Below are 21,757 nucleotides of genomic sequence, written 5' to 3'. Positions count from 1 at the left end.
TTGCCCGCGCCGGGGTGCGGCGCACGGCGCGCGACGGGGAGCGCGCCGCCGGCGGATGGAGTCCACCCCTCCGGCATCGCTCCTCGCGCGCGGTGCGCTCGCGGTTCGCAACCTTCGACCGAGCGAGGAGACAGAAGCTTGGATGGTTCAGGGGGCGTCCAGAGGACGAACGAAGGGGCGCCGGGGAGGCGCCGCGGAGCCTGGAGAAGGAGGGCGGCGCGGCGGCGCGATCACTCGACGCGGACGGCGACGATGACCTTCATCCAGACGCCCTCGGGCGGGATCTTCTTCGTGAGATCGACCTCGCCGAACCAGTCGACGTGCACCGTGTAACCGCCGTTCTCCTCGTCCGGATAGAAGAATTTCCGGATGTCGCCGTGATACTTGCGATCCAGCGGGACGATGCGCTCGCCGGCGGGCATCGGCGCCTTCTTGGCGATCAAGGTCGCTTCGCCGTCGACGACGGCCTGGGCCGAGATGCTCTTGATGAACGTCAGGTCGGGCACGTTGTCGTCGCGCGCCTCGAGCCGGATGAACCTGAGCTCGGCGCCGTCGATGGAGTTCGGGTCCTGCGAGACGGAGACCTCGCTCCATCCGGAGAAGGTCGACTGCGAGGTCGGCTTCACGAGGAACTTGGTCTCCGCCTCATGCTCGCCGGCTATCGTGGCGCAGGCGCTCGCGCCGAGCGCCAGAGCCGCGGTGAGCGCCGCGCCGGCGCGCGCGGAGAGACAGAGCGAGGCAACTGCACGGCGACAGGTCCGGATAAGCATGTTCATCCGTGAAAGATAGCATGGCGGCGTTCCTCGCCGAGGCGATCGACCGGTCGTTTCCGTGCGTTGCGTGCGTCCGCGGCACCTCCGGAGGGGCGCTCTGCGCTCTTCGATCCGGCGCGACCCCGTCGATCTCGGTTCGACACGAGATGTCGAGTCTCCTCGGCGGCGCGGCCCGCGCGCTGCGGCGGCGCCTCGGCGCGGCCCGCGCGCTGCGGCGCCGCCTCGGCGCGGCCCGCGCGCTGCGGCGCCGCCTCGGCGCGGCTCGCGCGCCGCGGCGCCGCCACGCCGCGGCCTGCGCGCCGCGGCGCCGATCGACGCGCGGCGCGCGGCCGGCTATGGTCGTGGCCCGAGGGCGACCGGATGGCGGCGGAATCAGGCGCAGGTATTGACGGAGCAGAGGGATCGGCCCCTGCCTCCTTCGAGGCGAGGCTCGAGCTCGCGCAGCAGACGAGCGCGCGGCTGCGCGAGGCGATCGGGCAGGCCGTCGTCGGCCAGGGCGACGTCATCGAGCAGACGCTCTGGGGGATCATCGCGGGAGGCCACGTCCTCCTGGAAGGGGCGCCCGGGCTGGGCAAGACGCTCCTCGTCAGGACCATCGCCAGCTGCCTCGATCTCAGGTTCTCCCGCATCCAGTTCACCCCGGATCTCATGCCGAGCGACGTGACCGGGACGAACGTGCTCGTCACGGCGGCGGACGGCTCGCGCCACTTCGCGCTGCACAAGGGGCCGATCTTCGGGCAGGTGATCCTCGCCGACGAGATCAACCGCGCGACGCCGAAGACGCAGAGCGCGCTGCTCGAGGCCATGCAGGAGCACGCGTGCACCATCGCGGGCGCGCGGCACGCGATGGAGGAGCCGTTCTTCGTGCTCGCCACCGAGAACCCGATCGAGATGGAGGGGACGTACCCGCTGCCGGAGGCGCAGCTCGATCGGTTCCTGCTCAAGGTGCTCGTGCCGAGCCCGACGGAGGACGAGCTGACCGAGATCCTCGCCCGGACCACGGGCCACGACCGCGGCCCGCCGCCGCGGGTGCTCACCCGCGACGACGTGCTCTCGCTGCGCTCGCTCTGCCGCGACGTCGCGGTCGCCGAGCCCGTGATGCGGTACGCGTCGCGGCTGACGCGGGCGAGCGATCCGGCCGCCGAGGGGGCGCCCGAGATCGTGCGGAGGGCGCTCCGGTTCGGCGCCGGCGTGCGCGGCGCGCAGTCGCTCGTGCTGGCCGCGAAGGCGGTGGCGTTGCTCCAGGGCAGGGCGCACGTCGCGTTCGCCGACGTGCAGCGGGTGGCGAAGCCGGTGCTCCGCCACCGCATGATCCGGTCCTTCGAGGGCGAGGCGGAGGGGATCACGACGGATCAGGTGATCGCCGCGCTCCTCGCCGCGATCGAGCCGCGGCCCGAGCCCGTGGCCCAGGCGATCCGGCGATGAGGCGCGGCGACGAGGCGCGGGAGCCGGCGCTCCGGATCGCGACGCCGAGGGGCGCCAGGGGCGCGGCCGGCGCGGCGTGGCTCGCGGCGCTCCTCGCCGCGGGGCCCGCGTCCGGGCAGGCGCCGCCCGCGCCGAGCGCGCCGGAGCTCGGCGTGGACGCGGCGCCGGTGTTCGGGACGAGCGGCGCGATCCCCTGGGGGTGGAACCAGGTCGTCGTTCGCATCCAGAACCGCGGCGGCAAGGCGGCGCGGGGCGAGGTCGAGGTCGAGTCGAAGCGCTACTCCGAGCAGCGCGTCTTCGTCGCGTCGGCGCCGTACACCGTCGGGGCGGGCGAGTCGGTCAACGTGCGCGTGCCCGTGCAGGTGGCGCCCTTCGGCGACGTGCAGGTGCGCGCGCTCGACGAGGGCGGCGCGACCGTGTCCTCGCACGCGCTCTCGTCGACCTCGCAGCGCGCGGTGGTGCTCTTCGACGTCAGCGAGACGTCGCTCCTCCGCGCGGGCCTGCACGAGGCGCCGGTCGCGCCGCTGTACGCGCCGAGCGGCCGCGGGCCCGGGTCGTCGCCGGCCGCGGTCCTGTGGGTCGGGCAGCCGCGCTACGACGGCGCGACGGGCGATCCGCTGCTGCCCGATCGGGCGGCCCTGTACAGCGCGGCGGACGCGGTGCTCATGCGCACCGAAACGCTCTCGATGTTGAAGGGCGCCGAGCTCGACGCGCTCGCCGGCTACGTGCTCTCCGGCGGCACGCTGGCGCTCGCGGTCGGGCGCCCCGAGGCGCTGCGGCACCCGACGCTCGCGGCGCTCGTCGGCGGCGAGGTCTCGCGGGCGGGCGTCGCGCCGCCGACCCTCGAGGAGATCGTGCCGCCCGGCGCGCCCAGCGGCTTCGGCAAGCAGGGCAACGCGCTCCTGCCCGCGCCGAGCGCGAGCCCCGAGGTGGCCGAGGCGCTCGCCGGCTGGTCGGGCGGGAACCTGCGGGCCAGCCCTTACGGCAGCTCGGCGTTCTACGGCCTCGGCGAGGTGCACCTGCTCGCGTTCGATCCGACGCAGAAGCCCGCGGCCGGCGACCCGTGGGTGAAGATCCGGATGGCCGATCTCGCGCGCCGCGCCCACGACCGCCGCTCCACGGTCGCGTTCCGCCCGGGCGAGGAGGCGATGGGCCTCGATCTGGATCCGGTGCGGCGCGAGCTCGATCCGAACGAGGGCGCGCGCTGGGCGATCGGGGTCTCGGCGCTCTTGCTCTGCATCTACGCGGTGCTCGCCGGCCCGATCAACTTCTCGCGCGCCGCGCGGCAGGGGCGGCCGCTGCGCGCGCTCCGTCACCTGCCCGTGTACGCGGCGGTGACGTTCGCGGCGATCGTCGGCGTGGGCGTGCTCGCGAAGGGCGTGCGCGGCAGGGCGCGGCACCTCACGCTGATCGAGGCGGGGGCCGGCATGACGGAGGGGGCGGTGCGCCGGTTCCGCGGCTTCTTCGTGGCCAGCTCGGAGGAGCTCACCGTCCGCACGACCGACGCGAGCAGCGTGATCAGCACGGCGGTGCTCGCCGAGCTCTCGGAGCGGCGCGACCGGCTCCTCGTGGACCGCGACGGGGCCCGGCTGACGAAGGTCGCCGCGCTCCCGTGGCAGACGGTGATCGTGCGCGAGGACGGCGTCGCGCCGCTCGGGGAGGGCATCGCGATCGTCGCCGAGCCGAGCGGCGACGTCGTCGTGAGCAACCGGAGCGGCCGCGATCTCCGGGGCGGCGTCCTGTGGCTGCCGGACGGGGCGGCCCGCTACTTCGCCCGCGTCCGGGACGGGGAGAAGGTCTCGTCGCGCGCGGGGGTCGATCTCGCGGCGCGGGCCGAGGGGCAGGGGTGGCTGTCGCACGTGGGCTTCGGCCGGCGGGTCGGCGGCATCGACGTCCACGACCTCGGCGGGAGCCTGCTGGCCCCCCTGCTCGAGCCCGACGCGCCGGGGCTCGGCGCCGCTTGGCTCGCGATCGAGGAGGCGGCCGGCGACGCGGTCGACTGGTTCCCGGCGGGCGTGCCCGTCTTGCTCGGGCAGCTCGACGGCGGCGAGGGGCGCGCGGTCGACTCCGGGCTGCGGATCGAGAGCGACCGCGTGCTCGTGCGGATCGTCGGCTACGGAGGCCAGCCGTGAGCCTCGCGTCCGGCGGCGCCCCGCCCCCCGCGGCGCGGATCGAGCGGCCTGCGCCGACGATCCGCGTCCGCCACCTCTCGCACCGCTTCGGCTCGCTCGACGTGCTCCGGGACGTCACCTTCGACGTCGGCCCCGGCGAGATCTTCGGCTTCATCGGCCCGAACGGCGCGGGCAAGACGACGACGATCCGGGTCATGGCGACCTTGCTCGAGCCGATGGCGGGGCGGGTCGAGATCGACGGGGTCGACGTCACGCTCGACCCGGCGGCGGTCCGCCGCAGCATCGGCTACATGCCGGATCACGCGGGCGTCTACGACCGGATCACGGTGCGCGAGTACCTCGAGTTCTTCGCGGACGCGTTCCGCGTGCCGTCGCTCGACGTGGTCGACGCGGTCCTGGAGCTGACCGACCTCGGCAAGATCCAGGACCGGATCGTGGCCACGATGTCGAAGGGCATGAAGCAGCGCCTCCAGCTCGGGAGGATCCTGCTGCACGATCCCAAGGTCCTCATCCTGGACGAGCCGGCGAGCGATCTCGATCCGCGCGCGCGCATCGAGATCCGCGACCTCTTGCTCGAGCTCCGCAGCCTGGGGAAGACGATCTTCCTCTCCTCGCACATCCTCACGGAGCTCTCCGACGTGTGCACGTCGATCGGCATCCTCGAGAAGGGCCGCCTCGTCGTCGCCGGGCCGATCGGCGAGATCGCGGCGCGCCTCGAGGCGCTGCGCGCTGCGCAGGCGCACGGGCACGCGCCGCCGCGCCACGCCGCCGCGCCGGGCGCGCACCCGGCAGAGGCGCGCCACGCGCCCGCGCCCGGGGATCCGGCCGCCGTCGGTCCTCAGCAGGCCGAAGGTCCGCCGCCCGGGTACGGCCCGCACCCGCCCCACGCCGCGGGGCCGGGGCAGGCGGCGGCCTACCCGGGGCTGTCGCCGCTCTCCCGGCGCAAGGTCAAGGTGCGGGTCCTCGGCGATCCCGAGGCCGCGGCCTACCTGCTGCGGGGCGGCCCCGGGATCACCGACATCGAGCTCGTCGCGGGCGCCGTGCACGTCGGCTACGTGGGCAACGACGTGAAGATCGCCGAGATCGTGCAGCACCTCGTGCGGAGCGGGATCGGCGTGATCGGGGTCGAGCCGGAGCGCAACGAGCTCGAGAGGATCTTCCTCGAGGTCACGCAAGGAGAGGTGCAGTGAGCGCGCAGACTGGCTCATCGCCGCCCGTCGGCCCGGCGTCGCAGCGGCTCGTCGATCGGGCGCGCCACCGCGTGGCCCGCCTCCTCGGCGAGCCGAACCCGATCTGGATCCGCGAGCTCAAGCAGGCCGCGCGGCTCGCCCGCACGCCGGTCATCCTCCTCGTGCTCGCCGTGCTGATGACGCTGCTCGTGGCGTCGATCGGCGGCATGGTGTCGAGGGACATCGCGCCCGCGAAGGCGGGCGTGATCCTGTTCCAGGTCTTCTTCTCGCTCGCGTACTTCGTGGTGGCGCTGGTCGGGCCGGCGGTCGCCGCGAACAGCATCGCGTCGGAGCGCGAGGGCCGCACCTGGGAGGCGGTGCTCCTGACGGGCATCCCGCCCGGAGAGATCGCGCGCGGCAAGTTCCTCGCCGCCTACACGGCGATCTCGATGTACGTGGTCATGCTCGCGCCGGTCGGGGCGCTGCCGTTCCTGTTCGGCGGGATCACCGCGATGGAGGTGGTGATCGCCTTCCTGTTCCTCTTCCTGATCGCGCTGCTCAGCGTCGCCTTCGGCCTCGCGATCAGCTCGAAGATGGCGAGCCTCCGCGCGGCGATCCTCGTCACGCTGCTGCTCGCGTTCCCCCTGTCGATCTGCCTGTTCATGGCGGGGGGCACGGGGCTTTCGTACGCGGCCCACCTCGCCTGGCCGGAGGTGCCCGACGGCCCGCCCATCTGGCTCCCGGTCGCGTACCAGCGCGTCCCGTTCGGCGTCGACTACACGCTCTTCCTGGTCCTCCTGCCGCTCGCGGCGGTGGTCGTCCCCGCGTGGTTCCTCTACCAGGTGACCGTCGCGAACCTCACGAGCGAGAGCGACGATCGCTCCTCGGGCCTGAAGACGTGGTTCGCGGTCTGCACGCCGGTGGTCGCCGCCGCCGCGGCGGTGCCGGCGTTCTCGGTGGACCCGTCCGATCGCCTGGCCGCGATCCTCGCGGGCCTGTGCGCGACGCTCTCGTACCTGACCTTCTGCGTGTTCCTGTTCGCCGGCGATCCGGTCGGCCCGTCGCGCCGCGTCGAGGTGCACTGGGCCAGGAGCCGCGCCGGCCGGCTGCGTCGCTTCTTCGGCCCCGGCGTCGCTCGCGCGGCGTACCTCCTGCTCGCGGCCGGCGTCCCCGCCGTCGTTGCGCTGTGGGCCGTCGGCCACCAGCTGCTCCTCGGCGCGTCCGTCGGCGCGCCGGAGAGCCAGACGCGGCAGCTCCAGTACTTCGCCGTCTACGCGCTCGCCTTCTATGTGTTCCTGGTCGGGCTCGGCGCCTTTCTCCGCGCGCGGATCGCCGCGCCGATGGTGGCGCGGGTGCTGCTGCTGACGCTCCTCTTCTCGATCGCGATCGGCCCGTGGATCGTCGCCGCCATCGCCGGCCTGATCACGGAGTTCAGCGCCAGCGAGAGCGCCCTCCTCGTCGCGGCCCCGTCGCCGTTCTACGCCTTCGTGATGCTCTCCAAGACCGCGCAGGGCGATCCGGGGCCCGTCGTGGTCGCCGGGCACGTGGCCGCCGCCGCCTGGGTCGCCGTGGGGCTCGGCCTGCTCGCCGCGGCGCGCGCGCGCTGCGCCGCCCTCCTCGCGCAGCGGGACGCGGCGCTCGCCGTGACGGACGCGCTCCTCGCCCAGGAAGACGAGGCCGCGCGCGCGGCCGAACAGCCGGCTCCGGCGCAAGCCGCCGCGCCGGAGCGCGCCGAGCCAGGGAGCGCCGCGGGCACCCTCGCCTGAGCGCATCGCCGCGGCGCGCGCTGAAATCGCATGTGCGCGCGTCGTTGTTTGGAAATTTGGATCGGCTCGCGGGAATGCTTCATGATGCGCTTGCGCGCGGATCTGTCGAAATCTTGAGCGCTCCGGGAGGGCGTGTGAAAAGGGCGTTCGCGCTCGAGGTCCGGGAGCGAGAGGGGATCTCGATCCTCGCGTCGCGTGACGACGGCGGTGCGACCTCGACCCGCGGAGGATGGCCTTGCCTTCGCACGACGACTGCCGGTGCTCGGCGCCCGAGCTGAGCGACACGTTGCTGTACGGAACGCCGTACCGGCCGGTGCGTCGGCTCGGGCGAGGCGGGATGGGGGAGGTGATCGAGGCCGCGCACGTGGGCCTCGACAAGCCCGTGGTGGTGAAGCTCCTGCACCGCGATCTGAACCGCGAGCCGCGGCTCGTGGAGCGGATGCGGGTCGAGGCGCAGTCGCTGGCGCGGCTCGCCCATCCCAACCTGGTGATGGTCACCGACTTCGGGCGGACGGCCGAGGGGCGGACGTTCCTCGTGATGGAGCGGCTCTACGGCCGGACGATGCGCGAGGAGCTCGCGGCGCGCGGCGCGCTGCCGCCGCTGGAGGCGCTCGACCTCATGACGCAGACGCTGGCCGGCCTCGCCGCGGCGCACGGCGCGGGCATCGTCCACCGCGACGTGAAGCTCGAGAACCTGTTCGTGTGCGACGCGGACGCGCGGGGGCGTCGCGTGGTGAAGGTGCTGGACTTCGGCATCGCGAAGGTGGTCGCTCCGCGCGGCGACGGCCGCGCGCCGGCGCCGTCGCTCTATCAGACCGAGGAGGGGGTGCTCGTCGGGACGCCGCGCTATCTGTCGCCCGAGCAGGCGTGCGGGCTCGCCGTCGACGCTCGCACCGACGTGTATGCAGCCGGCGTGGTGCTCTACACGCTGCTCGCTGGCCGCGGCCCGTTCGAGCACGTGAGGCGCGTCCCCGATCTCGTGCGCGCCCACGCCAGCGAGGTGCCCGCGCCGCCGTCCTGCCACGCGCCGCGGCCGGTGCCGCCGGAGCTCGACCGCGCCGTCATGAGGGCGCTCGAGAAGCGCCCGGAGCTGCGCTTCCCGGACGCCGCGGCGTTCGCGGACGAGCTGTCGCGCATCGCCGCGGCGCTCTCGGGAGGGGCGGGGCCGGCGCCGGCCTTACCGACGGGGGCGCGCTGGGAGAGCACGGCGCCGCTGACGGTGCCGCCGGTCCGCGCGCTGGTCGCACCGACGTTGAGCGCGACGGTGGAGGCGTTCGGCCTCACGGCGCCCGGCGGGGCGGAGCAGCCTGGCTCGGGACGTGCGCTGCCGCGCGCTCCGGAGGCGCGGAGGGGCGGGGCGAGGCGCGTGCGACGGCGCCAGGCGCGCGCGGAGGCCAGCGTGGCGGCGATGGTGATGCTGGTGGTGAGCGTGGTGCTGTTCGGCTTCGCCGTGGCGCTGCTGGTGAGCGTCGTCGGCTGACGGGCGGCCGCGACGCCGTCGCCGAGGTCGCGAGGAGCCTCACCCGGGGCGACGAAACCGGTACCATGCGGGGGTGGGATGGATGGGCAGCGCTGGCGCCGGCGGGAGGCTCAACCTGGGTGGAGGGCGGCTGGGTCGGGGCCGGCGCTCAACCTGGGTCGGGGCGGCTCAACCTGGGTGGGGTCAACCCGGGTCGGGGGCAGCTCGGGGCAGCCCAACCTGGGTGGGTCAACCTGGGTCGGGGGCAGCTCAACCTGGGTGGGGTCAACCCGGGTCGGGGGCAGGTCGGGGGCAGCTCAACCTGGGTGGGGTCAACCCGGGTCGGGGACGGCTCAACCTGGGTGGGGTGCCAGGTGCAGGGTGAATGCAACAAATCAAGGCTGCGGCATCGCAACAGACACGACAGCGTAGCCATGGACGTCTCCCGCAAATTCCAGGAAGGCAGCAGAAGGATGGCCAGCATCAACTTCGCGCTCGGTCGGCCCGCAGGGCCGCGCCTCGCACGAGTCTCGTTCCGGGACGTCGGTACGCGGCCATCGAGCGGCGCCGTCACGCCCGCGACGGCAGAGGCTTCCGATCCAGGTGCATCCCTGGACGCTGTCGTTGTATCGCTGCGGAGGGGTCGTGATGCTTGGGTGCGTGGTGGCGACGGCTGGGTGGGGTATCTTCGGGGCTATGCCGTGGCCCTGCCCCCGAGCGAGCTCCGAGGTGTCGCGCGCCGGCCAGCGCACGTTCGACGCTGGCCCGCGGCGCACCCGCGCTGGCCGGAGCGCTGCCGCGGCGCCCGCCGCACCGTCGGCAGAGCAGCGGTCGAGGCCGCTCGCCTCGGGAGCACGCCCATGACAACGCGGAGCCTTGGACCGGGTGCTCGATGCGCTGCTGCCCACGCTGGGCAGCAGCGCGCCTTTTGCACGTGGCGAGAGGGGCAGGCATGACCAACAGGAACGCGAACAAGAGCTCGCCAGGGCAGCCGGCAGGTCAAGGCGCTGCGGGCGACGCCGCGCCGCAGCCGCAGCCGCAGCAGCCGCCGCGCGGGTACGAGGCGCCGAGCTTCGCACCGCAGGAGCACCCTTCGCTGGCGCAGCAGCGGGCGCTTTCCCAGGATCCGCGCCGCAGGCCCGACGAGGCCGCGCCCGCCGCCGCCGCGCCGCCCGTCGAGCGAATGATGCAGTGGGGCGAGCCCAGGCCGCGGCGCCGTCAGGATCGCGAGGCGGGGCCCAGCGACAAGCAGGTGTACGTTCCCCCGGTCACCCTGCCCCCGAACCGGGAGCACCAGGCGATGGACCTGCAGAAGATCCAGGTCGCGCCGTCGCTGCTGAAGGGCGTCGACGAACGGAACCGCCCGACGATGCGCCGGATCCCCGTGCACGGCATGCCGGGCCCCCCGCAGGCGGTCCCCGAGGGGCCGGGCAGCGCGCGCACCGGCGTGCGCACGGCCCGCGTGGGCGTGGGCAGCGGCGTCTGGCCCCCGCCCGAAGAGCCGACCCGCAAGCAGCGGCTGGCTCCGGCGCCCGCTCCCCAGCCCGCCGGCGCCGCTCCTCGAGCGGAAGTGCCACAGGCCGCGGCGCGCCCCGACGCCGCCGTGGCCGCCGCTGCCTCCGCGGCAGCGCTCGCGGCGCGCCGCCGCATCGCTCCGCTGGGCCTGTTCGCGCTGCTCGTGTTTCTGGGCAGCGCGACCGTCGCGGGCTTCTGGGTGCTGTGGCGCGCCGCCAACCCTCCGGCCTCTCCAGACGCCCCGGTCGCCGGCGACGGCCGCGCCCCGGCCCCCGAGCCCGGCACCGCGGCGCCCACGCCGAGCGCGCTGCCCGAGCCGGCGCCGACGCCGCCTCCGGTGGCGACCGCTGAGCCGCCGCCTCCCGCGGCGGAGCCAGCCCCCGCCGCGTCCGACGCACCGCCGACGTCGCCTGCCGCGGAGCCGAGCGCGCCGTCCGCGCCTTCCGGCGCGGTGGCCGCCCGCCCGCCCTCGCCGCGCCCTGCGGTGCAGGCAAAGCGTCCGCCCAGGCCTGCCGCGCCGGAAGATGTCTACGAATCGTCGTCCGTGAGCCCTCCGCTCCCCCCACCGCTGCCGTCCGTGACCTCTGCGTTGCCCACGACGCCCCCGGGGACGACCGCGCCCCCGCGCCCCTTCCCCTGAGGCGTCGCCCTCTCCGGAGTGCAATCCCCCGGCAGTCACCATGCGAAAGCCATTCTTGAAATACGCGCCTCTGTTCCTCCTGTGTTCCATGGTCGTCCTGGCGCCGGGCGTCGCGGCCGCGACCGGCAAAGCTCGGCTCACGCCCACCTCTCCGACCGACGCGCCGGCCGCGACATCGAGCGAGGGCGAGCGCGCCGCGCAGCTCTACCGCGAGGGGAACAGGTTCTACGACGAGGCGCGGTTCGTCGAGGCGGAGGCGCGCTATCAGGCGGCGTGGGACCTCCAGCAGAGCTTCGACGTCGCCGGCAATCTCGGGAACGTCGAGCTGGAGGTGAACCAGCCCCGCGAGGCGGCCGAGCACCTCCTGTACGCGCTCAACACGTTTCCCCTCGGCGAGAAGGAAGAGAAGAAGCGCTTCTTGGAGCAGCGGCTCGCCGAGGCCAAGGCGCACGTCGGCACGCTCCGCATCCGCGTGAACGTCGACGATGCCCAGGTGCTCATCGACGGCAAGCTCATCGGACACTCGCCCCTCGAGGCCCAGGTGTTCGTCGATCCCGGCAAGCGCACCATCGAGGCGCGCCGCTCCGGCGCCCGGACGTCGACGTCGCTGCTCGTGGCGAGGGGCTCGGACCAGAGCATCGCCTTGAGCCTCGACGCCGGCTCGAACCTCCCGCTGGTGGTCGCGGGCGGAGCGGTCGGGCTGCTCGGGGTCGCTTCGGGCGTGACCTTCGCGATCCTCTCCACCGCGAAGGGCAAGTCCGCCGCGGCGGAGCCGTCCCCGAGCCAGCGGCGCAGCGACCTGCGCGACACCCAGACCACGCTCGCCAACCTCTCCTTCTGGAGCTTCATCGGCGGCGGCGTGGTGCTCGCCGGGACCGCCGTGTACGCGCTCAGCACGTCGAGCCGCACGCTGCCGGCCCCGCAGACCGGGCTCACCCGCATCCACGCCGTGCCCCTCGTCACCGCCGACGCGAAGGGCTTGCTGGTCGGCGCGAGCTTCTGAGCCCACCGCCGCCCGACCGGCGGGACCGCCGCTCCAGCGCCTCCGCACGACGGCTTCCGCGGCAGCCGCGGCCGTCTCCCGCGCGGCGCCGCCCCGCTCCGCGCCCGGCATCCGCTCGGCGGGTCGGCCCGGAGCGCGGCGCGCACGCCACGCCCGGGCTCACCGGGGTTGGAAGTAGCGCCCGACCTGCTCGCGGTACTCTTCCGGGACGTCGCTGCGCTCGACGCCGCCGATCTCCTGGGGACCCACGACGCCGAGCGCGCCCTCGCCTTGCACGTTGGCGGTGTCTCCGGCGCGCCCTGCGGTCCGGCCCATCACGACCCCTGGCATCGGCCTGCCCGGATTGATCCGCGCGTCGGCGCGCGAGCGCAGCTCGCCCCCCGCGATCGCGCCGGTCTGCCCCTCGTGGCTGCCCGGCCCGCCTCCCTCCGAGCGACCTGGCTGCCCGGGCCCTCGCCCTCGCGTGCCTCCGCCGCCCGCCTGCGAGCCCTCGCCGCGCCCTTCGCCGCCCGGACCCGCGTTGCCCGATCCGCCGGCGATCGGCGCCGGGACCGGCGTCCCCCCGAGCTGCCCCTCGGCCTCGCCCGCCCCGCGCTGCGCGTCGTCGAGCGCGCGCTGGCGCTCCGACTCTTCGCTGCTCGGGCCTCCCTCCTGGGCCATCCGGCGCAGCTGCTCCTCGAGCTGCCGCTGGCCCTCGGGCGTCGCCAGCTGCCGCGCCATCTCGCGCAGCTGCTCCTCCGACGCGGCCTCCCCGGGCGCGCCCTCGGGCGACCGCGCCACCTGCCGCTTGAGGCGCTCGGCGAGCTGCCGACGCTCCTCCGGGCTCAGCTTCTCGAGCGCCTTCCCGAGGCTGTCGGCGAGCCGCCGCGCGTCCTTGCCGCTCCCGGTCCGACCGAGCTCGCCGAGCGCCTCGCGCCCCTCGTCGCCGAGCGCCTCGCCGAGCGCCTCGGCGAGCTCCCTCAGCTTGTCGGCCTCCTGGCCGCGCCGATCCAGGAGCTCGCGCTGCTCCTCGAGCGCCTTCGCCACGCCGGGGGCGCCGGCCCGCTTCGCGGCCTCGGCGGCCTCCTCGAGCGCCTTTCTGGCCCGCTCGCGATCGGTCTTCTCGACCCGGTTCGCGATCCGCTCCATCTCCTCGTCGAACGCCACGAGATCGCGGTCGCCGAGCGCCTTCGCCGCCCGCTTCAGCTGCGGGTCCTCCCCGAGCTTGCCGAGCGCCGACTCCATCCCGTGGCGCTGCTCGCCCTCGCCGAGCGACAGCCGCTCCGCCGTGATCGCGTCGCGGAGCCTGCCGATGTCGGCCTGCGCTTCGCGGCGCTCGACGCCGCTCCTCAATTTGTCGCGGAGCCGCTTCGCGTCGTCCGCGAGCCGCTTCAATCGATCGCGCTGCGCGGCGTCCCGAGCGTCGACCTCCGCCAGCTGGATCACCCGCTCCAGCCCGGCGATCTCGGCCATGCGCACCTGCTCGGCCCCGGGCGGGGGCGCCGCGCTGGCGGGGGCAGGCGGCAGCGGAGCCCAGCTGAGATAACCGATGACCGCGGCCGCGAGGGGCGCTCCGGCGTGCCACGGGCGCCACAGCGGCGCGCGGACCTCCTTCGCGGTCGCCCGATCGAGGGCCGCCGCGGCGTGGGCGAACACCACGTCGCGGGCCGGAGGCGCGCCGGCGCGGGGCGCGCCGTCACCCGGGCGCTCGGCCGCCGCGAGCTCCACGGCCGTGGAGACCGACTCGGACGCGCCGAGCTTGCCGTCCAGGAACAGCGCGACGTCCGGATCCGACCACCGCCGCCGCCGCGCCACCGCCGCGCCGGCCGCCGCCCCGAGCAGGCCGCCGCCGGCCATCCAGGGGCGCAGCGCGCCGTTCCGCGTTTGCCAGGCGGCCGCTGCGCCCGCCGCGCCGAGCATCAGCCCCGCGGCGGCGCCGGTGAGGATCAGCTCCAGCGCGAGCCGCCGCCGGACGCGGCGAGACCAGCGAGCGAACGCGGCGCTGAACCGTCGCCGGGGGGACGCATCCACCATGGTTCGATGTTTACCCGTGGGCAGACGCGCGGGCCAGCGCTGCCTCGGGCGCCCCGAACGCCTCGCCGCGGCGCGCCCGAGGCAGCGCTGGCCCGCCCCGAGCGCCTCGCGCGCCCTCGAGGACGGTCTGCGGGCGGAGCGGTCGCCCGGCGCCCGAGGGGGGCTCTCCTCGGAACGCGCCGCGGGCGCGCCCGCTCACGGGACGAAGCACCATTTCAAGTGAAATGACGCGCGCTCGAGGCGCGCCTGGATACCGTCCTGGGCACCGCCGAGCGGGCGCAAATCGCACCCGGCGAACGAGAACGTGCATTCGTGCGATCGCTGCTGCGACGTCCGGAGCGTGGCCGGACAAGAGCCGTCAAAAAGCGCATCGTCGACGTACATTCGCATGTTCACGACAGCGGCGTCGCCGCCCTGGCGCTCGCTGCCGAGCAGATGGAGATCGAGGTAGTAGAAGCCCCTCCTGCCCTTCGAGCGATCCGCCAGCTCCAGATTGGTCTCGCCATTGACGATGGAGCAGTCAACGTCCCAGCTGTCATCGAATCTGGGGACAGGCAGCTTGCCGTCATCGCCCGTGTCGAGCACCAGCTCCTCCCCGTTCAGGTTCATGATCGCCTTGCCGTACGCTTCAGGAATTTCCGGGCTAGCAGAGCACCCGAACGGCGCGAGCGACAGCACGAGGCCTTGGGCGAGGAGGGATCGGTGCATGGGAGCTCTCCAGCGGCACGGAGGGCGAGAGTATCGCACGAGATCGACAGCCATGGACGCGCGCAGTGTGGTCGATCCATGCGCCGTGGCGGATGTCAACCGGAAACGGAGGGCTCCGCGAGAGGACGTTGTTGGGTCTGATCTACGCTGCGTGAGGCCCGGGGGCCCGACCCACGCTGTCCAAGGCTCGAGCCGGCGGGGCCGGCAGCGGCCGGCGGAGGGACCGCCATTGCGGTATCGATTGCGCGCGATAAAGCGACGAGAATACGTCAATCGTCTGCGCGCATGATTGCGCGCCTGGATCTCCGCCTCGTTGCCGCGCCTCGGCCGGACGGGCGTTCAGGTCTTCAGCACGACCTTCACGCAGCCGTCTTTCTTCCCATTGAAGAGATCGTACCCCCGCGCCGCCTCCGCGAGCGGGAGTCGGTGCGTGATGACGTCGTCCGCGCGCAGCTTGCCCTCCCTGATCCACCCGAGGAGCTTGTCCACGTGCTTGTGGACCGGGGCCTGGCCGAAGCGCACGGTCACCCCTTTGTCGAAGAGCTGCCCGAGCGGGAAGTTGTCGTACGGCATGCCATACACGCCGACCACGCTGACGACCCCGCCCCGGCGGACCGCGCTCACCGCCAGCTTGAAGGCGACGAACGAGCCGATCTGCCCGTGAACCATGTTGGAGATCTTCTCGAGCGGCGTCCGGTGCGCCTCCATGCCGACGGCGTCGATGCAGACGTCGGCGCCGCGGCCGCCGGTCGCCGCTCGGATGAACTCCTGCGCGACCCCCGACTCCACGTTGACGGTCTCGGCCGAGGCGATCTCGCGCGCCTTCTCCAGCCTGTACTCCTCCCGATCGACCCCGATCACGCGCGCTGCGCCGCGGAGCCAGGCGCACTTCATGGCCATGATGCCCACCGGCCCGCAGCCGATGACCGCCACCGTCTCTCCGCCCTGCATCCCGGCCCAGTCGACGGCGGTGTAGCCGGTCGGGAGGATGTCCGTCAAAAACAAGACCTGCTCGTCCGTCAGGTCGTCATCGACCTTGCGCGGCCCCACGTCGGCGAACGGCACGCGGACCATCTCGGCCTGCCCGCCCGCATATCCGCCATACAGGTCGGTGTACCCGAAGAGCCCGCCCCCCTTCGAGCTGATGACATTCCCCTCGGGCCCGTAATGCCCCGGGTTCGAGCGCTCGCAATGCCCAGGCAGGTCCCTCTCGCAGAAGAAGCAGCTCCCGCACGCGATGGCGAAGGGCACGAGCACGCGATCGCCCGGGCGGAGCCGCTTCACCTCGCTCCCCACCTCTTCGACGATCCCCATGAATTCGTGCCCGAGGACGAGCGGCTTCTCCTGCGGGATCAGCCCATTGTAGACATGCAGATCCGACCCGCAGATGGCCGTGCTCGTCACCCGCACGATCGCATCGGTCGTCCGCAGCAGGACCGGCGCGTCGACGGTGTCCACGCTGACATGCTTTGGGCTGTGAAACACAAGCGCCTTCATTCGCCCTCCTCGCCTTCGTGCCGTGGGACCGGGCGAAATGTCTGCAACCTGTATGCCCCTCTGCCGCGTCCGGCGACGCGCGCGCCGAGGGTGCGCCGGCAGCAGGGCGTCAAAGCGCACGGCCGGGACGAACGAGGGCCGGTTCACGGGCGGGCTCTGCGCTCGCGTGGCGCGGAGCCCTTCGGAGGCGGAGCGGAGAGGCGCCGCCCCGCGGATCCCACGGCGGCGCGGCGTGGGAGGCGGGCGCGCTCAGGGGAACAGCGGCGTGCAGAGCGGATAGAAGGCCGAGAAGTCGGGCCGCTGCAGGAACACCGTCACGACCTCATCGTACGGGGTCTTCATGGACTTGCCCCCCGGGGTGGTCACCGTCGCCTCGCACCGCTCGTAGCCCTCGAGGGAGGCGTTCTTGCACACGCTGCCCTTCAGGTCCGTCAGGTCGCGGCACGGGCCCAGGAACTTGAGGCTGCAGTCGTCCTTCGACGCGCACGTCCGCTCCGGCGCGAAGTTGGTCTCGTTGCCGGCGCACGACAGCTGGAGCAAGGCGCCGCCGCAAGCGTACATCCGCGAGCCGATGTCGCCGAGCTCGTCGCGCAGGCCGAGCGGCTGGAACACGTTGCCGAAGAAGGAGATCTCCTCCTGCTGATAGGCCTGCCGCTCCGCGCTGTCCGCGGCCAGCGCCGGGTGGCGGCCCCGCAGCGAGATCGCGACCTCGACGCCGTACCCGTTCACGTGCGCGAGCAGGCACGCCGTGACCCAGCGCTGGGACTTCTCGGGGAGCGGGGCGCGCAGCCAGTCGGGCGCGAGGCCGATCCGCCCCGGGAACTTGTACGTCGTGCCGTCCGCCTCGCCCACGAGCGCCTTCCCCTCGGGGAGCGCGCAGGCGATGGTGTAGCGGAGGAGCTCACGGCCGTCCTCGTCGCGCAGCAAGTCCGTGGTGGCCAGCGTGCGGCCGTCCGCCGTGAGGCGGTTCATCGAGAGGCTGTTCATCGAGAGGCGATTCATCGAGAGGCGATTCATCGACAGCCGGTTCGTCGATATCACCTCTTGTTCCGACGTGCCCACCGCCTCCTCGGAGCCCGGATCGGCGCTCGTGACACAGCCGAACAACGCAAGGCAGGGAATCGCAACAACCGTCCGTAGCGCGGTAAGTCTCATGGGTGCCTCTCTCTTCGAGTGCGGTGGGGTTTGCTGAAATCGCTGCAATCGTCGGGCCATGCCTGACCACTCCCGCCCGCATCGCACCGACGGTGGAACGCCCCACGGTCGGGCTCCGCATCGCACCCGGTCGACGTCCGCGGTAGCCCCTACATCGTCCTCATGCCCGGCACTGAGGCGAAATGCATCAGCCCGGCGGCCCGCCGCTCCCGCGCCCGTCGCATTGCGCGCTTTCAGCCCGAATTCTCGCTCCCGGACGCGCGCGCGAAGCGCCGGCGCCGCGACACCCTCTCGCCACGCTGAGGCGATTTGCATCGGGGTTCAGCGCTCACCCGGGCGCAGTTTTCGTTACTCCCTGCGCGCGAGCGCGTCAGGGGGTGCATCGCCCTCGGACGGCTCGGCAGGCGACGGCAGCAGCGCCGCCACCGCCTCGAAGCGGGGTTGCCACATGCGGCAGCCGGCGAGCACGGGCCGCGCGCGCTCGAGCGCCGCCGACGCCTCGCGGTGACGCCCGGCGGACGCGGCGACGCGCGCGCGGAAATAGAGCACCTCGAGCAGCTCCTCCACCGGCAGGGTGCGCTCCGCGAAATCGGTGAGCGCCTCCCAGCCGTCCCCCGGCTCCTCCGTGCCCGCGGGGAGCTCGATCCCCTCGGCCGCGAGCACCAGCTTCAGCGTCCGGAACAGCGCGAACAGCGCCGGCGCCGAGGCGTCGGGGCTGCACCGCGCGGCGACCCACGCGACGAGGCGCGCCGCCTCCACGAAATCGCCGCGCGCCGCCTGGATGCGGGCGATGAGCAGGGCGTCGTCCGGGGCGTCGCGCTCGCCGAAGCGCTCGTCGAGCACGCGCGAGCGGCGCGCCAGCGCGAGCGCCTCGTCCTCGCGCCCGCACCAGTGCAAGAGCTCGGCGAGGTTGTGCGTCGCGACGTGCTCGGGCTCGGGGTTGCCGATCTCGCGCGCGAGCTCGACCGCGCGGCTCAGGTCCTTGAGCCCGCGCTCGGGCGCGCTCAGCGCGGCCCACAGGTAGGCGCGGTTGGCGTACGCCGAGCAGAGGTGCAGCCGATCCTTCCTCTCCTTGGAGAGCGCGATCACCTCGCAGAAGCGCGCCTCCGCGTCGGCGAGCCGGCCCGCGATCACGAGCGCCATCGACAGGAGCAGCAGCGAGATGACCCGCGTCTCCTGGTCGCCCTCGGCCGCGGCCCCGGCCGACGCGCGGCCGAGGAGCTCGATCGCCTCCGCCACCCGCTGCTGCCGCCAGCACGAGCGGCCGAGCGCCATCCGCAGGCGGTTCTCGAGCCGGAGGTCCCCGAGGCGCTCGACGATCTCGCGCGCCTCGAACGCGCGCCGCGCCGACGCGGCGTAGTCGGTCGCGTGATCCAGCGCCGTCGCCTCCTCGAGCAGGAGCTCGGCCGTGAGCCGGTCGTCGCCGAGCCCCCGCGCGAGCTCGCGCGCGAGCGCGAGATCCGCGAGCGCCTCGGGGATCCGGTGCAGGCAGTACCGCGCCTTGCCGCGGCCGGCGAGCGCGCGCGCGCGCCCCCGCGCGTCGTCCTCGGGGAGGAGCGCGAGCGCGGCCGTGTAGCGCTGGTCGGCCTCGACGTTGCCGTGGCTCGCCGCCGCCCGGTCGCCGAGCGCGAGGTGGGCCGACGCCGCCGTGGCGCGCTCGCCGCACGCGGCCGCGTGCCGCGAGAGGTGCCCGAGCCCCCGCAGGTCCGGGGCGCCGGGGTCCACGCGCGCCCGCCAGAACGCGAACGCGTGCGCGTGGATCGCCTGGCGCTGGGCCGGCGCGAGCGCGTCGTAGACCGCGTCGCGGAACGTCGCGCTCTCGAACGCGTAGATCCCCCGCTCGCCGCGCACGAGCAGGCCCAGCTGGACGAGCGCGCCCAGGCCGACCCCGGCGTCCATCGGCGTGCTCGCCCCGCCCGCCTGCTCGATCGCGTCCTGGATCGCCTCGACCTCCTCCCGGGTGAAGTCGGGCCCGAGCGCGGAGCAGAGCCGCACGCAGGCCGCGAGCTCGGGCGAGAGCGCGTCGAGCCGGCGCGCGGCCAGCCACTGCCACACGGGCAGCGGCGGGAGCTGATCGAGCGCGGCGGTCGCCACGTAGAAGGCCCCGGTCGGGCGCCGCTGGACCGCGCCGGTGCGCTTCAGCGCCCGGACGAGCTCGGTCAGGGTGGACGGGTTGTACCCGGACCAGCTCGCGAGCTGCCGGAGCGCGGCCTCGGGCGGGTACTCCGCGGGCAGGAGGAGCTCGGCCGCGAGCCGCATCGCGTCCTGCTCCGAGAGCCGCCCGAGCGCCGCCCGGTCGTGCCGCTCGGCGCGCGCGCCCCAGCTCCGGCGCATGTCCTCGAACCGCGGGTGCGCCGCGACGAGCACCCAGAGCGGGCAGCCCGGCGCGTCGAGCGTCGCGAGCTCGAGCGCGTCGAGCGCCGCGTCGTCCGCCCAGTGCGCGTCGTCGACGAGGACCGCGACCGGCGCCTCGCGCGCGCGGCGGCGGAGCCCCTCGGCGATCGCGCGCATCGTGCTCTGCCGCAGCGACCACGGCGACGCGTCCGCGGCGTCCGGCGGCGTCCACCCGAGCGCCGCGGCCACCGCCGTCCACGCCTCCTCGGCGAGCGCCTCGCCGAGCCGCTCCGCGCAGCGCGCCCGCACCTCCTCGGGCCGCGCGGCGGCGTCCACGTCGAGCACGCGGGCGAGGAGCTGGCCGGACACGCGCTCGCCCGCGAGCGGCTGCGCCGCGCGCAGGGCGATGAGCTGCGCCCCCTCCTGCATGCGCCCGACGAGCGCGGCCGCCTCGTCGATGAGGCGCGACTTGCCGAGGCCCCCCTCGCCGATGAGGGTGAACAGGCCCGGGCTCCCGCCGGAGAGGCTCGCCTCCATGCTCACCGCGAGCGCGCCGACGACGTCGTCGCGGCCGACGAGCGGCGCGGCGCTCGCGGAGCCCGGCGGGGAGCGCGAGCGCTCGGCGAGCCGGTAGAACGCGGGGAAGGGCGCGGGCGAGAGCGCGGCGTCGCGCGAGATCCCGCGGAGCTCGCCCTCCGGCAGGGCGCGCACGAGATCCGCGGTGAGCACGACGCCGCTCCAGTCGCCCCGCGGCATCCAGGCGTCGGGCTGCTCGACCGGCGCGCCGTAGACCGCGGGCGGCCCCTGCTCCTTGCGGCGCACGATCAGCCCGGCGATGTGCACGGCCGCGCGCCCGGCGCGCCGCTCCTCGACCTCGCGGGCGACCGCGATCGCGGCGCTCACCGGGTCGTCGGCGTCGAGGCCCGAGAACACGCACACGAGCCGGCCCCCGCGCTGCCTCGCCACGAACCCCTTGCGCGCCGCGACGGCGCTCATCACGACGGCGGCCGCGCCCCTGGCCTCGACCACGAGCACGACCGCGGGCTGGCGGCCCTCGGTGAGCAGCGCGCCGCGCGCGGGCTGCGTGTTCGGCGCGGGCTGCGCGCCGCCCGGGCGCGCCTGCTCGAGCGCGCGCCGCAGCGCGGCGACGTCGGGCGGGCGGCGCTCGGGCTCCTTCGCGAGGCAGGCGAGGACGAGCCGCTCCAGCGCGTCGGGCACGGCGGCGAACTCGTGGGGTCGGTGCGGGCGGAGCGCGAGGTGGCCGTGCTCGATCTCGCCCCGATCGCCGGTGAACGGCGTCCGCAGCGTCAGGAGCTCGTAGAGGATCACGCCGAACGCGTAGATGTCCGTGCGCTCGTCCTGGATCGGGTCGCCGCGGATCTGCTCCGGGGCCATGTACTCCGGGGTGCCGAGGACCGTGCCGCGGGGCGTGAGGCCCTCGTCCTCCGGCGCGCGCGCGTGCTTCGTCAGGCCGAAGTCGAGGAGCGCGAGGCGCTGCCCCCCCTCGGCCAGGAGCAGGTTCTCCGGCTTCAGATCGCGGTGGATCACGCCCTTCGCGTGCGCCGCCGCGAGCGACTCGAGGATGGCCGCGCCCAGCGTCACCACGTCCTCGGCGCCCAGCGGGCCCTCGAGCTCGGCGAGCACATCGGCGAGCGTCCTGCCGCGGATGAGCTCCATCGCGATGTACGGCCGCCCGTCGCGCAGCGCGCCGTGCGCGACCACCCGGGGCACGTGCGGCGGGCCCACCTGCTCGAGCGCCTCCGCGTCGCGGCGGAATCGCTCCACCATCAGCGGGCTCGCCCACCGCCCGACCTTGAGGGCGACGGGCTCGCCGCCCTCGGCCCGCGCCGCCTCCCACACCGTGGCGAAGCCGCCCGCGCCGATGCGCCCGAGCGGCGTCATCCCGGGCAGCGACGGGGCCGGCTCCTGCGCCGCGTCGAGGGCGTCGCTCGGCGGCGGGAGCCAGGCGTCGCGCGGGCAGGGCTTCGTGCCGGAGATGCGGCGATGGCAGACCTGACAGCGCGGCAAGCTGCCTCCTTGGACGAGAGCTTAGCCCGTTCGACGGCCCGGACGAAGGCTTCCTCCGCCCCGGCCATCGCGATGGAACGGGGTGTGCTTCTTCCGCGAGGGTGTGGCAAGAGACCGTTCGCTCGGTGGCCCCGACCCAG

13 protein-coding genes are annotated in these 21,757 nt (G+C 74.4%); 7 read left to right on the top strand and 6 right to left on the bottom strand.

Translation table 11 applies throughout. The annotated features are described in order from the left end of the window. Positions 1–230: 230 nt before the first annotated feature. A complete protein-coding gene (locus tag WME83_RS42740) occupies positions 231–770 on the bottom strand; it encodes a hypothetical protein (protein ID WP_437315461.1) in 540 nt (179 codons plus the stop codon). 363 nt (positions 771–1,133) lie between these two features. Here WME83_RS42740 and WME83_RS42735 point away from each other — a divergent pair, with 363 nt between their 5' ends. The 7 genes from WME83_RS42735 to WME83_RS42705 all read left to right on the top strand — a co-directional run bounded on the left by WME83_RS42735 (position 1,134) and on the right by WME83_RS42705 (position 11,882). Further along, positions 1,134–2,198 carry an AAA family ATPase gene (locus WME83_RS42735; RefSeq protein ID WP_437315460.1) on the top strand — a complete coding sequence of 355 codons (1,065 nt, stop codon included), beginning with the start codon at positions 1,134–1,136 and terminating at the stop codon, positions 2,196–2,198. Continuing rightward, positions 2,195–4,330 carry a hypothetical protein gene (locus WME83_RS42730; RefSeq protein ID WP_437315459.1) on the top strand — a complete coding sequence of 712 codons (2,136 nt, stop codon included), beginning with the start codon at positions 2,195–2,197 and terminating at the stop codon, positions 4,328–4,330. Before WME83_RS42735 ends, WME83_RS42730 begins: the two co-directional genes overlap by 4 nt. Then, on the top strand, positions 4,327–5,520 hold the full coding sequence (locus tag WME83_RS42725) for an ABC transporter ATP-binding protein (protein WP_437315458.1): 1,194 nt from the start codon (positions 4,327–4,329) through the stop codon (positions 5,518–5,520). The genes WME83_RS42730 and WME83_RS42725 overlap by 4 nt, the downstream gene beginning before the upstream one ends. Next, positions 5,517–7,265, top strand: coding sequence for an ABC transporter permease (locus tag WME83_RS42720; protein WP_437315457.1), 1,749 nt, complete (start codon positions 5,517–5,519; stop codon positions 7,263–7,265). Before WME83_RS42725 ends, WME83_RS42720 begins: the two co-directional genes overlap by 4 nt. 229 nt (positions 7,266–7,494) lie before the next feature. Continuing rightward, complete coding sequence (locus WME83_RS42715) at positions 7,495–8,745, top strand: serine/threonine-protein kinase (protein WP_437315456.1); 1,251 nt, start codon at positions 7,495–7,497, stop codon at positions 8,743–8,745. A 931-nt stretch (positions 8,746–9,676) separates the two neighbouring features. Further along, entirely contained in the window at positions 9,677–10,879 is a 1,203-nt protein-coding gene (locus WME83_RS42710) for a hypothetical protein (RefSeq protein ID WP_437315455.1), read from the top strand. A gap of 55 nt (positions 10,880–10,934) precedes the next feature. Continuing rightward, positions 10,935–11,882 carry a hypothetical protein gene (locus tag WME83_RS42705; RefSeq protein WP_437315454.1) on the top strand — a complete coding sequence of 316 codons (948 nt, stop codon included), beginning with the start codon at positions 10,935–10,937 and terminating at the stop codon, positions 11,880–11,882. 159 nt (positions 11,883–12,041) lie between these two features. Here the strand turns inward: WME83_RS42705 and WME83_RS42700 are convergent, their stop codons facing one another. From WME83_RS42700 to WME83_RS42680, 5 genes are all read right to left on the bottom strand, one after another. Next, positions 12,042–13,895 (bottom strand): hypothetical protein, encoded by a 1,854-nt coding sequence (locus tag WME83_RS42700; RefSeq protein ID WP_437315453.1) that lies wholly within the window; start codon positions 13,893–13,895, stop codon positions 12,042–12,044. A gap of 195 nt (positions 13,896–14,090) precedes the next feature. Further along, entirely contained in the window at positions 14,091–14,603 is a 513-nt protein-coding gene (locus tag WME83_RS42695; RefSeq protein WP_437315452.1) for a hypothetical protein, read from the bottom strand. A 339-nt stretch (positions 14,604–14,942) separates the two neighbouring features. After that, positions 14,943–16,100, bottom strand: coding sequence for an alcohol dehydrogenase catalytic domain-containing protein (locus WME83_RS42690; RefSeq protein ID WP_437315451.1), 1,158 nt, complete (start codon positions 16,098–16,100; stop codon positions 14,943–14,945). Positions 16,101–16,349: 249 nt separating this feature from the next. Next, positions 16,350–17,102 carry a hypothetical protein gene (locus WME83_RS42685; RefSeq protein WP_437315450.1) on the bottom strand — a complete coding sequence of 251 codons (753 nt, stop codon included), beginning with the start codon at positions 17,100–17,102 and terminating at the stop codon, positions 16,350–16,352. A gap of 501 nt (positions 17,103–17,603) precedes the next feature. Next, complete coding sequence (locus tag WME83_RS42680; protein ID WP_437315449.1) at positions 17,604–21,617, bottom strand: protein kinase domain-containing protein; 4,014 nt, start codon at positions 21,615–21,617, stop codon at positions 17,604–17,606. Positions 21,618–21,757: the final 140 nt, after the last annotated feature.

The organism is Sorangium sp. So ce385 (genome assembly GCF_051474135.1).
GTDB lineage: Bacteria > Myxococcota_A > Polyangia > Polyangiales > Polyangiaceae > Sorangium > Sorangium cellulosum_D.
The sequence above is the reverse complement of the archived record's forward strand: the minus strand, read 5'-3'. Positions and strand labels throughout refer to the sequence as shown.

What these genes read in the sequence shown, in the direction of transcription:
- WME83_RS42740 (WP_437315461.1), bottom strand. Translation starts at nt 770, where the DNA reads ATGCTTATCCGGACCTGTCGCCGTGCAGTTGCCTCGCTCTGTCTCTCC.
- WME83_RS42735 (WP_437315460.1), top strand. Translation starts at nt 1,134, where the DNA reads ATGGCGGCGGAATCAGGCGCAGGTATTGACGGAGCAGAGGGATCGGCC.
- WME83_RS42730 (WP_437315459.1), top strand. Translation starts at nt 2,195, where the DNA reads ATGAGGCGCGGCGACGAGGCGCGGGAGCCGGCGCTCCGGATCGCGACG.
- WME83_RS42715 (WP_437315456.1), top strand. Translation starts at nt 7,495, where the DNA reads ATGGCCTTGCCTTCGCACGACGACTGCCGGTGCTCGGCGCCCGAGCTG.
- WME83_RS42710 (WP_437315455.1), top strand. Translation starts at nt 9,677, where the DNA reads ATGACCAACAGGAACGCGAACAAGAGCTCGCCAGGGCAGCCGGCAGGT.
- WME83_RS42700 (WP_437315453.1), bottom strand. Translation starts at nt 13,895, where the DNA reads ATGGTGGATGCGTCCCCCCGGCGACGGTTCAGCGCCGCGTTCGCTCGC.
- WME83_RS42695 (WP_437315452.1), bottom strand. Translation starts at nt 14,603, where the DNA reads ATGCACCGATCCCTCCTCGCCCAAGGCCTCGTGCTGTCGCTCGCGCCG.
- WME83_RS42690 (WP_437315451.1), bottom strand. Translation starts at nt 16,100, where the DNA reads ATGAAGGCGCTTGTGTTTCACAGCCCAAAGCATGTCAGCGTGGACACC.
- WME83_RS42685 (WP_437315450.1), bottom strand. Translation starts at nt 17,102, where the DNA reads ATGAATCGCCTCTCGATGAACAGCCTCTCGATGAACCGCCTCACGGCG.